Below are 11,486 nucleotides of genomic sequence, written 5' to 3'. Positions count from 1 at the left end.
GACAATTGCTTCATCGGCGCGGGCGCCGATGAAGCAATTGTCCTCGATGATGACCGGATTGGCCTGGAGCGGCTCCAGCACGCCCGCGATGCCGGCGCCGCCGGAGATGTGGCAGTTCTTGCCCACCTGGGCACAGGAGCCGATGGTCACCCAGGTATCGACCATGGTGCCATCGCCCACATGGGCGCCGAGATTGATGAAGCTCGGCATCAGCACCGCGCCCGGGGCGATGTAGGAGCCACGGCGCACGAAGCAGCCCGGCACGGCGCGGAAGCCGGCGGCCCGGAACTCCGTCTCACCCCAGCCGGCGAACTTCGACGGCACCTTGTCCCACCACGTGGAAGAGCCGGGGCCGCCCTCGATCGGCACCATGTCGTTGAGGCGGAAGGAGAGCAGCACCGCCTTCTTGAGCCACTGGTTGACCTGCCAGGACTCCCCCACCTTCTCGGCGACGCGGGCACGGCCGGAATCGAGCAGGCTCAGCGCCTCGTCCACCGCCTCGCGGACGACGCCGGTGGTGGCGGTCGAGATGCCGGCGCGCTCCTCCCAGGCGGTTTCGATGGTCTTTTCGAGATCGGCGTGGGACGCAGCTTGGGACATCGGAGCTTTCCGGACGAATGAGCGCGAAGAGGCCCGTGCTTACAAAAGCCGCCCGGCCCTGTCACCGTTTGCGTGGGGACAGCCGGGTGAGCCGCTCCTGCACGCCCGACAATCCCCGCACGAGATCGAGCAGTTCCTCGGCCATGCCGCCATGGATCGCCGCGGCAACGTCGGGAAACTCACGCAGGACCCGGCTCATCACCGAGGGGGTCACGCGCATCACCTCGGACGGCTCGGTCGCTCTCGCATCGGCCGGACGCTCGACCTGACGGAACAGGGCATTGCGCCCGATCAACCCCGAGCGCGAGACCTTGACCGGCTCTTCCCCGGGCCGACGCGGGATCAGCGCGAGCGTGCCCGCCATCACCACGTAGCCCCCATCGGAGGGCTCGCCGCGGGAGAACAAAAGCTCGCCCTCGTCGAGATGGCGCCGCTCACCGGCAAAGCTCAGAAGGCGCAACGCATCGCGTTCGAACAGCTCGAAAACGGGCGCCGTGGCGAGGATGGCGATGTCGTCATCGAGCCCCAACGCCTAACCCCGCTCCCCGATCACGCCATTTCGCCGATGCGGGCAGATTAACCGATGCGGAGACCCGGCGATACGCGTTCCGTGGGGCTATGGGTGTGGGAGGCGGTGGATATCCGTGCCGCCCCTCGCCTTCGGGGATCAGGGAAGCAGCTTGTAGCCGCCGCCTTCGGTAACGAGGATGGCGGCCATCGCCGGGTTCGGCTCGATCTTCTGGCGCAGCCGGTAGATATGGGTTTCCAGGGTATGCGTGGTGACATGGGCGTTGTAGCCCCACACCTCGGCGAGCAGCGTATCGCGCCCCACCACTTCGCGGCCGGCCCGGTAGAGATAGCGCAGGATCGCCGTCTCCTTCTCGGTCAGCTTCAGCTTGGAGCCGCGCTCCCCCACCAGCAGCTTGGCGCCGGGGCGGAAGGTGTAGGGGCCGATGCGGAACACCGCATCCTCGCTGGCCTCGTGCTGGCGCAGCTGCACGCGGATCCGGGCGAGCAGCACGGCGAACTTGAACGGCTTGACCACGTAGTCGTTGGCGCCCGCCTCCAGTCCCTCGACCATGTCGTCGTCGGATTCCTGGGCGGTGAGCATGATGATCGGGCCGCGATAGCCGTTCCGGCGCAGGGTGCGCACGGCCTCGCGCCCGTCCATGTCCGGCAGGCCGAGATCCATCACGACCAGATCGACCGGCTCCTGGCCGACGCGGGCGATCGCTCCGGCCGCCGTTGGCTCGCCGACGACGGAGAATTCGTCATAGGCGTCGATCTGTTCCGTCAATGCCTCGCGCAGGGCGTCGTCGTCGTCGCAGACGAGGAGGCAATAAGGGTTGGACATCGACGCAGCGGCTCTCGACAGGCTTTCCGGCCACCTCCGGCCTCAGGCGAGGCTCGGCGGATGACCCAGGCAATTTCATCACGGCAAGCCGGCTTAAATAGCATACCACCCGCCGGCTTGGCCACGGACGGCACCCTCACGGCCCCACCGAGAGATAAACCTAGTCCGTTTTACGCTCGCGGACATCCGGTTCGCGCTTTTATGCAGAATTTTCGCTATTTCCCTTTGGAAGCGCTGCTTGAGGGCAGTGGTGAACGGAGCGGAGCGCGGGATAAACTGGCAATGCGGTGTTTTCGCCCGACAAAGCCTGGAGCAGGCCGCAGCGAGACGAGGAAGGGAAGGCGGATCGCCACGCTCGACCTCCTGCGGGTGCGCCCGTTGCCGGGTGACCCGACCCGGGGCACCTTGCTCGCGGGTACAACCGTGATCCCCTGCGCGCTCGGGCGCTCCGGTATCACGACCTGCAAGCGGGAAGGGGACGGCGCTTCGCCCCGGGGTGTGTTCCGCCTGCGCGGCGGGTTCTATCGGCCCGACCGTTTTCCCGTCCGCCCCGTGAGCGCACTTCCCCTGCGGGCGACGCGGCGGCATGACGGCTGGTGCGACGCACCGCAGGACCGCCGCTACAACCGGCCGATCCGGTTGCCCAGCGATACGGCGAGCGCCGAGATCCTCTGGCGCGACGACGGCCTCTACGATCTCGTGATTGACCTCGACTACAACCGCGGGCCGATCCGACCGGGACGCGGTTCGGCGATCTTCCTGCACATCGCCCGCCCCGGCTACCGCCCCACCGAAGGCTGCGTCGCCCTCAGGCCCGCCGATCTGCTGCGACTGCTGCGCCGACTGGGACCGCGGACACGCATGCAGATCGGTCGGTGAGATTTTGTTAACCGGCTAATCCTCGTGTTTCGACAGCGTGCTAGCGGCTTCCGCGCAGCCTCTCGCGCTCTTGGAGACCATCTGGATTCGACCCAAGTGAATAGCCGGCACATCATTCGCGCCGGCCCGCAGCCTGTTGGGATGGTGTCAGCGCCGGGCCCGCCGCCCGAAGATCGCCGTGCCAACGCGGACATGGGTCGCGCCCATCTGGATCGCGGCCGGATAATCGGCACTCATGCCCATCGACAGGATCGGCAAGCCATGGCGCCCGGCGATCCGCGCGAGCAGGGCGAAATGCGGGGAGGGCGGATCCTCCGCCGGCGGGATGCACATCAGGCCGTGAATGGCGAGGCCGTGGGTCTCGCGGCATTCTGAGAGCAGGACATCGACCTGATCCGGCGCCACCCCGGCCTTCTGCGCCTCGTCCCCGGTATTGACCTGGATCAGCAGCTTGGGCGCACGGCCGGTCCGCTCGATCTCCTTGGCGAGGGCGGCGGCCAGCGACAGCCGGTCGAGGGAATGGATCACGTCGAACAGTTCGACGGCCTCGCGGGCCTTGTTCGATTGCAAAGGTCCGACGAGATGCAGTTCGATATCCGGGAAGCGCTCCTTCAGCGCCGGCCACTTGCCCTTGGATTCCTGGACGTAGTTCTCGCCGAAGATCCGCTGCCCGGCTTCGAGGGCCGGGAGGATGCCTTCGGCCGGCACGGTCTTCGACACGGCAACGAGATGGACGCTGGCCGGATCGCGCTCGCTGTCCTCCGCCGCCCGGCGGATGCCGGCGCGCACCTCCGCGAGCCCGGCGGCGACATCGGCCTCGCCCACCGGCGGCTTGGCCAGCGGCGGCTTGGCCAGCGGCGGCGTGGCATCGCGGATAGGGCTCTCGTCGGTCATGGCTCCTCCTAGCGGCGGCGCGGACGGGACTTCAAGGCCGGCGATCCGCGAGGCTCCCAGATGCCCACGACATGCCGGTCTCAGCATGTGAACGGAAAACAGGTTCCGATGTTCGACGCATTCGCGCGGGCGCGACCGGAGACACGGGATATCCGATCCGCGCGAACAGCCTCCACAGAGCGCCAACCTGGCCGCGGCAGGGCTGAGCCGCGCCGATCGTTGACCCTTCGCCGTGCGGATATGCTAGGTGCCGGGTTCCGGCGCGCGACGCTTCGCGCGGCCTCACCCCTTCTTCGCTGATCCCGGCGCCCGAGATGACCGACTCCGCCCCCTCCCCGACGATCCCCGAGCGCTACAACGCCAAGGATGCCGAGCCGCGCTGGCAGCAGGCTTGGGATCAAGCGAAGCTGTTCGAGACGAAGAACGACGATCCGCGCCCGAAATACTACGTGTTGGAGATGTTTCCCTATCCGTCGGGGCGCATCCATATCGGCCACGTGCGCAACTACGCGATGGGCGACGTGGTCGCCCGCTACAAGCGCGCCAAGGGCCACAACGTGCTCCATCCCATGGGCTGGGATGCCTTCGGCCTGCCAGCCGAGAACGCGGCCATGGAGCGCAAAGTCAACCCGCGGGACTGGACCTACGCCAACATCGCCACCATGCGCGGGCAATTGCAGAGCATGGGCCTGTCGCTCGACTGGAGCCGCGAGATCGCGACCTGCGATCCCGATTACTACAAGCACCAGCAGCGGATGTTCCTCGACTTCCTGGCGAAGGGACTCGTCACCCGGCGTACCGCCAAGGTGAACTGGGATCCGGTCGATCACACCGTGCTCGCCAACGAGCAGGTCATCGACGGGCGCGGGTGGCGCTCGGGCGCGCTCGTCGAGCAGCGCGAACTGACCCAGTGGTTCTTCAAGATCACCGATTTCGCCCAGGATCTGCACGACGCCCTCGACAGCCTGGAGCGCTGGCCGGAGAAGGTCCGGCTGATGCAGCGCAACTGGATCGGCCGCTCGGAAGGCCTTGAGGTTCGGTTCGCCCTGGCCAAGCCCTTCGCCGGAACGGAGGAGCTGACGGTCTACACCACTCGGCCCGACACGCTGTTCGGCGCCAAGTTCCTGGCGATCTCGGTCGACCACCCCCTGGCCAAGGCACTCGCCGCATCGGGCCCGAACGCGGCGGCCCTGCAGACCTTCGCGGAGGAATGCCGCCGCATCGGCACGGCGCAGGAGGCGATCGACACGGCGGAGAAGCTCGGTTTCGACACCGGCCTCACCGTGCGCCATCCGCTCGATCCGGCGTGGGAGTTGCCGGTCTATGTCGCGAACTTCGTGCTGATGGACTACGGCACCGGCGCCGTGTTCGGCTGCCCGGCCCATGACCAGCGCGACCTCGACTTCGCCAACAAGTACGGGCTCGGCAACACGCCCGTGGTCTGCCCGGAGGGGCAGGACCCGGCCAGCTTCATCATCACCGACACCGCCTATGACGGTGACGGGCGGATGATCCATTCCCGCTTCCTCGATGGCATGACGACCGACGAGGCCTTCGCCACCGTCGCCGACCGGCTGGAGGGCGAGGTGCTGAACGGTGCTCCGGTCGCCCGCCGCAAGGTGCAGTTCCGCCTGCGCGATTGGGGCGTCTCGCGCCAGCGCTACTGGGGCTGCCCGATCCCGATCATTCACTGCGAGGCCTGCGGCCCGGTGCCTGTGCCGGTCGAGGACCTGCCGGTGAAGCTGCCCGACGAGGTCTCCTTCGATCAGCCCGGCAATCCGCTGGAGCGGGATCATGCGTGGCGGCAAGTGCCGTGCCCGCGCTGCGGCGAGGCGGCTCGGCGCGAAACCGACACCATGGACACCTTCGTCGATTCGTCCTGGTACTATGCCCGCTTCACCGCGCCGTGGCTGACCGAGGCCCCGACCGACCGCAAGACCGTCGATCACTGGCTGGCCGTGGACCAGTATATCGGCGGCGTCGAGCACGCGATCCTGCACCTGCTCTATTCGCGCTTCTTCATGCGGGCGATGCGGGAGACCGGTTGGGCCGGCGTGTCCGAGCCCTTCGCCGGCCTGTTCACCCAGGGCATGGTCGTCCACGAAACCTACAAGGACCCGACCGGGGCCTGGGTATCGCCGGCCGAAATCCGCTTCGAAACGCAGGGCAGTGAGCGCCGCGCATTTCACGTGAAAACCGGCGAGGCCATCGAGATCGGCCAAACCGAGAAGATGTCGAAATCGAAGAAGAACGTCGTCGACCCCGACGACATCATTGCCAGCTACGGAGCCGATACCGCCCGCTGGTTCATGCTGTCCGATTCGCCGCCTGAGCGCGACGTGATCTGGACGGAGGAGGGCGTACAGGGCGCCGCCCGCTTCGTGCAGAGAGTCTGGCGGCTGGTGAATGCGGCCGCTGCGGCCAAGGGGGAGGGCGGTGCCGTCGACGCTTCCCTGCGCAAGGCCGCGCACAAGGCCTTGGCTGCGGTGGAGGAGGATGTCGAGCGCCTGCGCTTCAACCGCTGCGTCGCCCATATCTACACCCTGGCCAATGCCGTCGACGAGGCCCTGCGCGGCGGCGCCTCGCAGGCCGGGGCCGGGGAGGCGGCACGCATCCTGGTGCAGCTCATCGCGCCGATGATGCCGCATCTCGCCGAGGAGTGCTGGCGCGTGCTGGGCGGTCAGGGCTTGGTCGCCGAGGCATCCTGGCCCGAGATCGACCGCGCCCTGCTGGTGGAGGACGAGATCACCCTCCCCATCCAGATCAACGGCAAGAAGCGCGCCGACGTCACCGTCCCGCGCGATGCCGATGCCAAGGCGGTGGAAGCGGCGACCCTGGCCCTGGACGCGGTGCAGCGGGCTCTCGAAGGCCGCGCTCCGCGCAAGGTGATTGTCGTTCCGGGCCGGATCGTGAACCTCGTGGTGTAGGGGCGCCGTCCCTTCACCGTCACACTCCGCAGCATGGCGAGCCTTCTCCCCACCCGCGACGACACCATCTTCGCCCCGGCGAGCGGCCTCGGCCGCGCGGCGGTGGCGCTGGTGCGGATCAGCGGGCCCGCTGCGGGAACCGCCCTCGATGCCCTGGCAGGGGGAAGGCCGGAGCCACGTCGACTGTCCCTGCGGCATCTGCGCGATCCCGCGACACAGGCCGTCCTCGACCAGGCCGTCATCGTCTGGCTGCCGGGCCCCGGGACGGCCACCGGCGAGGATATGGCCGAGCTGCACCTGCATGGCGGCGTGGCGGTGCGGACAGCCGTCCTGCAGGCCTTGAGCCGGGTGCCGGGATGCCGTCCGGCGGAGGCCGGGGCTTTCAGCCGCCGCGCCTTCCTCAATGGGCGCATCGACCTCACCGAAGCCGAGGGCATCGCCGACCTCATTGAGGCCGAGACCGAGGCACAGCGTGTTCAGGCCCTGCGCCAGCTCGACGGCGCCCTCGGCCGTCAGGTCGCGGCATGGCGAGAAACCGGCATCGAGCTGCTGGCTCAGGCCGAAGCGGCCCTCGACTTCTCCGATGAGGGGGATGTCGACGACGAGGGCCTCGACGCCATCCTCACCGAAAAAGCGCGGAAGCTGCATGGCGCCATCCGCGCCGCCCTCGCCGACGGACATCGCGGCGAGCGTTTGCGCGAGGGCTTCTGCGTGGTCCTGGCCGGCGCGCCCAATGCCGGCAAATCGACCTTGCTGAACGCCCTGAGCGGACGCGACGCCGCCATCGTTTCCGAAATTCCCGGCACCACCCGCGACGCGATCGAGGTGCGCTGCGATCTCGGCGGGCTGCCGGTGGTGCTGGTCGATACCGCCGGCCTGCGCGAGACGGAGGACAGGATCGAGGCCGAGGGCGTGAACCGGACCCGGCGCCGGATGCAGAGTGCCGACCTGATCCTCCACCTCGTTCCGATGGGCGATAGGCCCGACCGTCAGGCGGTGACCGGCGCACCGACGCTTGTCGTTCAGACCAAGGCCGACCTCGCGGCCGGCGGCGCCGAACCGCAAGGCCTCGCCATTTCCGCCGTCACCGGGGCAGGGCTCGATGCGCTTCTCGACGCCATCCAGGCTGCCGCCGAAGCCAGCCTCGGCCATGGCGATGCTCTCATCACCCGCGAGCGGCACCGGGAGGCGTTGACCCGGGCGGCACAGCATCTCGAACGCCTGATCACGGCCCCTTCCGGCTTTCCGCCGGAACTCCTGGCCGAGGATCTACGACTGGCGGTCCGCGCCCTCGGCGAAGTCGGTGGCCATGTCGGTGTCGAGGAGATGCTGGATCGACTTTTTGCGGGCTTCTGCATCGGCAAATAAGCCGTCTCGCCGCTTCCGCCGACCGCCGGTTTCACCATTCAAGATCGCGTTGACCTCTTCGCCGACAGGCGCATAAGCACATCCATGTCCTTCTCATCTTCGAGCTACGACGTCATTGTCGTTGGCGGCGGCCATGCCGGCGTCGAAGCCGCGGCGGCGGCGGCGCGGGTTGGTGCCCGCACGGCGCTCGTCACGCATCGCGCCGCGACCATCGGCGCCATGTCCTGCAACCCGGCCATCGGCGGCCTCGGCAAGGGCCATCTCGTCCGCGAGGTCGATGCCCTCGACGGGTTGATGGGCCGTGTCGCCGATGCCGCCGGCATCCAGTTTCGCCTGCTCAACCGCCGCAAGGGGCCGGCGGTGCGGGGGCCTCGCACCCAGGCCGACCGGGCGCTCTACGCGGCCGCCATGCAGCGGGCCGTCGCGGAAACGCCCGGGCTCACCGTCATCGAAGGCGAAGCGGAGGATCTGGTCGTCGCCGAGGGGCGCGTCGCGGGCGCAATCCTGACCGATGGGCGCACACTCACCGCCGCCGCCGTGGTCATCACCACCGGCACCTTCCTGCGCGGATTGATCCATATCGGCGAGCGGCAGATCCCCGCCGGGCGGGTCGGGGAGGGCCCGGCGGTCGGGCTGGCTCAGACCCTGGACCGGCACGGCTTCCGCCTCGGCCGCCTGAAAACCGGCACGCCGGCCCGTCTCGATGGGCGCACCATCGATTGGGCGTCCCTCGAGATGCAGCACGCCGACGAGGACCCGGTGCCGTTCTCGACTCTGACCGAACGGATCACCACACCGCAGATCGCCTGCGGCATCACCCGCACGACGCAGGCGACCCATGACCTGATCCGCGCCAACCTCCACCGTTCGCCGATGTATTCCGGCGGCATCAGCAGCCGCGGCCCGCGCTACTGCCCCTCGATCGAGGACAAGGTGGTGCGATTCGGCGACCGGGAAGGCCATCAGATCTTCCTCGAACCCGAGGGGCTCGACGATCCGACCGTCTACCCGAACGGAATCTCCACGGCCCTGCCGGAGGAGGTTCAGGCCGGTATCATCGCGTCGATTCCCGGCCTGGAACGCACGCGCATCCTGCGGCCGGGCTACGCCATCGAGTACGATTACGTCGATCCGCGTGAGCTCGACGCGACCCTGCAGGCGAAGCGGCTGCCGGGCCTGTTCCTGGCCGGACAGATCAATGGGACGACCGGCTACGAGGAGGCGGCGGGGCAGGGGCTGGTCGCCGGCCTCAACGCGGCGCGGCTCGCGGGCGGCTCCGAACTGGCGGTGTTCGATCGGGCCGAATCCTATCTCGGCGTGATGATCGACGACCTCGTCACCCATGGGGCGAGCGAGCCCTACCGGATGTTCACCTCGCGCTCCGAGTACCGTCTGAGCCTGCGCGTGGACAACGCCGACGAACGGCTCACGCCGCGCGGTGCTGTCCTGGGCTGCGTCGGCGCGGCGCGTGCCATGCACTTCGCCACGTCACAGACCGCTCTTGCCGAGGCGAGGGCGCGTCTCGACAGCTTGAGCCTGACTCCGAATGAAGCGGCCGCCTACGGCCTCGCCCTCAACCGCGATGGCCTGCGCCGCAGCGCCTTCCAACTCCTGTCCTATCCGGAAATCGGGTGGGAGCGGCTCTCCGCGATCTGGCCGGAACTGGGCTCGGTTTCGCCTCGGGTGGCCGAGCGCCTGCGCACCGACGCGACCTACGCGGTCTATCTCGACCGTCAACAGGCCGACATCGCCGCCTTCCGCCGCGATGAAGCGGTCCGCCTGCCGCCCTCCCTCGATTACGGGGCTATCGCCGGGCTTTCCAACGAGATGCGGGCGAAGCTCGATGGCGTCAGGCCGGGTACGCTCGGTCAGGCCGCCCGGATCGAGGGCGTCACCCCGGCTGCCCTGACGCTGCTCGCCGCCCATGCTCGCCGTAACCGTGCGGCTGCGACGGCTTGAGGACAGAGTCGAGCCGATGAGCAATAACCAGCGTGCCCGCGTTCTGAGGGAGCACAATGTTTCACGTGAAACAGCCGAATCACTTGATCTTTACGTCAGCCAGCTGACCCGCTGGCAGTCGGTCAAAAATCTCGTCGGACCGGCCACTCTCTCGGAAGTCTGGAACCGGCACATCGCCGATGCGCTGCAACTGCTCGCCTTGGCACCCGATGCCAAGACATGGGTCGATCTCGGCTCCGGCGCCGGAATCCCCGGCCTTATCCTTGCCATCGCGGGGCGTGACCGGTCGGGTTTCCATGTCACCTTGGTCGAGAGCAATGCGCGCAAATGCGCCTTCCTCACGGAGACGGGCCGCCTCACCTCTGCGCCGGTCACCATTCTCAACGGGCGCATCGAAGCCGTCATGGCTGAGCAGGTCGGGGCCGACATCGTCTGCGCCCGTGCGCTTGCTTCGCTGACGCAACTCCTCTCCTGGGCCGAGCCGTTGTTGACAAAGGGCACGGTCGGGCTGTTTCCGAAGGGACGTGATGCAGCCGCGGAATTGACCGAGGCCGAGAGAGAGTGGACATTCACCCGCGACCTGATTCCGAGCCGCACCGACTCGCAGGCACGGATCGTGCGCGTCACGTCGCTTTCCCGCGTGGACCCATGACCGATTCTCCCATGGCCTCAACAGCCCCGGCAAAACCGCTCCGCGTGCTCGCGCTGGCCAATCAGAAGGGCGGCGTCGGCAAGACCACCACGGCGATCAATCTCGGCACCGCGCTGGCGGCCATCGGCGAGCAGGTGCTGGTGATCGATCTCGATCCGCAGGGCAACGCCTCCACCGGCCTCGGCATCGACCGCCGCCGTCGCACCGTGTCGACCTACCATGTGATGGCCGGTGAGGCGCCGCTGACCGAGGCGATCACGCCGACCGCCGTGCCCCGGCTCTCCGTCGCGCCCTCGACCATGGATCTGCTCGGCCTCGAACTGGAACTGGCGAGCGCGCCGGATCGGGCCCACCGTCTGCGCAACATCCTGAGCGATCTCACCACGCCGGAGGGCATGGAGCCGATCAGCTACGTCCTGATCGACTGCCCGCCCTCTCTCAACCTGCTGACCATCAACGCCCTGGCCGCGGCCGACGCGGTGATGGTGCCGCTGCAATGCGAGTTCTTCGCCCTCGAAGGCTTGAGCCAGTTGCTGCGCACCGTCGAGCAGGTGCGCGGGGCGCTGAACCCCAAGCTTCAGATCCAGGGTGTCGTGCTGACCATGTACGACCCGCGCAACAACCTCTCGACCCAGGTGGTGGCCGATGTGCGCGGCTTCCTCGGCGACAAGGTTTACGAGACCATGATTCCCCGCAACGTGCGGGTGTCGGAAGCGCCGTCCCACGGCAAGCCGGTGCTCCTCTACGATCTGAAATGCGCCGGCTCGCAAGCCTATCTGCGCCTCGCCTCGGAGGTGATCCAGCGCGAAGGCCGAGCCCCGCCTCCCGCCGCAGCCGCCTGAGTGCCCCTGGC

10 protein-coding genes are annotated in these 11,486 nt (G+C 68.2%); 6 read left to right on the top strand and 4 right to left on the bottom strand.

Going from position 1 to position 11,486, the window contains the following annotated elements:
• From MZTS_RS20435 to MZTS_RS20425, 3 genes are all read right to left on the bottom strand, one after another.
• A partial coding sequence (locus MZTS_RS20435) for a 2,3,4,5-tetrahydropyridine-2,6-dicarboxylate N-succinyltransferase (RefSeq protein ID WP_192285217.1) occupies nt 1-600 on the bottom strand: 600 nt, incomplete at its 3' end.
• Nucleotides 601-661: 61 nt separating this feature from the next.
• On the bottom strand, nt 662-1,129 hold the full coding sequence (locus MZTS_RS20430; RefSeq protein ID WP_192285216.1) for a cyclic nucleotide-binding domain-containing protein: 468 nt from the start codon (nt 1,127-1,129) through the stop codon (nt 662-664).
• Nucleotides 1,130-1,267: 138 nt separating this feature from the next.
• Nucleotides 1,268-1,954 carry a response regulator transcription factor gene (locus tag MZTS_RS20425; RefSeq protein WP_192285215.1) on the bottom strand — a complete coding sequence of 229 codons (687 nt, stop codon included), beginning with the start codon at nt 1,952-1,954 and terminating at the stop codon, nt 1,268-1,270.
• A 282-nt stretch (nt 1,955-2,236) separates the two neighbouring features.
• Between MZTS_RS20425 and MZTS_RS20420 the strand changes: the two genes are divergently transcribed.
• Nucleotides 2,237-2,833 carry a L,D-transpeptidase family protein gene (locus MZTS_RS20420; protein WP_246482209.1) on the top strand — a complete coding sequence of 199 codons (597 nt, stop codon included), beginning with the start codon at nt 2,237-2,239 and terminating at the stop codon, nt 2,831-2,833.
• Between the two features lie 147 nt (nt 2,834-2,980).
• On the opposite strand, the gene MZTS_RS20415 is transcribed toward MZTS_RS20420, so the two are convergent.
• Entirely contained in the window at nt 2,981-3,727 is a 747-nt protein-coding gene (locus MZTS_RS20415; protein ID WP_192285214.1) for a YggS family pyridoxal phosphate-dependent enzyme, read from the bottom strand.
• Between the two features lie 314 nt (nt 3,728-4,041).
• On the opposite strand from MZTS_RS20415, the gene leuS reads away from it, so the two are divergent.
• From leuS to MZTS_RS20390, 5 genes are all read left to right on the top strand, one after another.
• The gene (leuS, locus tag MZTS_RS20410) at nt 4,042-6,654 is read left to right on the top strand and encodes a leucine--tRNA ligase (protein WP_192285213.1); all 2,613 of its coding nucleotides are present in this window, start codon (nt 4,042-4,044) and stop codon (nt 6,652-6,654) included.
• A gap of 33 nt (nt 6,655-6,687) precedes the next feature.
• Nucleotides 6,688-8,022 carry a tRNA uridine-5-carboxymethylaminomethyl(34) synthesis GTPase MnmE gene (mnmE, locus tag MZTS_RS20405; protein ID WP_192285212.1) on the top strand — a complete coding sequence of 445 codons (1,335 nt, stop codon included), beginning with the start codon at nt 6,688-6,690 and terminating at the stop codon, nt 8,020-8,022.
• Between the two features lie 84 nt (nt 8,023-8,106).
• Nucleotides 8,107-9,981, top strand: a complete 1,875-nt coding sequence (mnmG, locus tag MZTS_RS20400; protein WP_192285211.1) for a tRNA uridine-5-carboxymethylaminomethyl(34) synthesis enzyme MnmG — start codon at nt 8,107-8,109, stop codon at nt 9,979-9,981.
• A 16-nt stretch (nt 9,982-9,997) separates the two neighbouring features.
• Complete coding sequence (gene rsmG / locus MZTS_RS20395; protein WP_192285210.1) at nt 9,998-10,633, top strand: 16S rRNA (guanine(527)-N(7))-methyltransferase RsmG; 636 nt, start codon at nt 9,998-10,000, stop codon at nt 10,631-10,633.
• Nucleotides 10,630-11,475 carry a ParA family protein gene (locus MZTS_RS20390; RefSeq protein ID WP_246482208.1) on the top strand — a complete coding sequence of 282 codons (846 nt, stop codon included), beginning with the start codon at nt 10,630-10,632 and terminating at the stop codon, nt 11,473-11,475. Before rsmG ends, MZTS_RS20390 begins: the two co-directional genes overlap by 4 nt.
• Nucleotides 11,476-11,486: the final 11 nt, after the last annotated feature.

The sequence above is a fragment of the Methylorubrum zatmanii genome (genome assembly GCF_014845115.1).
Taxonomy (GTDB): Bacteria; Pseudomonadota; Alphaproteobacteria; order Rhizobiales; family Beijerinckiaceae; genus Methylobacterium; species Methylobacterium zatmanii.
This window is presented reverse-complemented; position numbering and strand designations above follow the sequence as displayed.

Coding starts and splice junctions, on each gene's coding strand:
- mnmE (WP_192285212.1), top strand. CDS start 6,688: ATGGCGAGCCTTCTCCCCACCCGCGACGACACCATCTTCGCCCCGGCG.
- MZTS_RS20425 (WP_192285215.1), bottom strand. CDS start 1,954: ATGTCCAACCCTTATTGCCTCCTCGTCTGCGACGACGACGACGCCCTG.
- MZTS_RS20390 (WP_246482208.1), top strand. CDS start 10,630: ATGACCGATTCTCCCATGGCCTCAACAGCCCCGGCAAAACCGCTCCGC.
- leuS (WP_192285213.1), top strand. CDS start 4,042: ATGACCGACTCCGCCCCCTCCCCGACGATCCCCGAGCGCTACAACGCC.
- MZTS_RS20420 (WP_246482209.1), top strand. CDS start 2,237: ATGCGGTGTTTTCGCCCGACAAAGCCTGGAGCAGGCCGCAGCGAGACG.
- MZTS_RS20415 (WP_192285214.1), bottom strand. CDS start 3,727: ATGACCGACGAGAGCCCTATCCGCGATGCCACGCCGCCGCTGGCCAAG.
- rsmG (WP_192285210.1), top strand. CDS start 9,998: ATGAGCAATAACCAGCGTGCCCGCGTTCTGAGGGAGCACAATGTTTCA.
- mnmG (WP_192285211.1), top strand. CDS start 8,107: ATGTCCTTCTCATCTTCGAGCTACGACGTCATTGTCGTTGGCGGCGGC.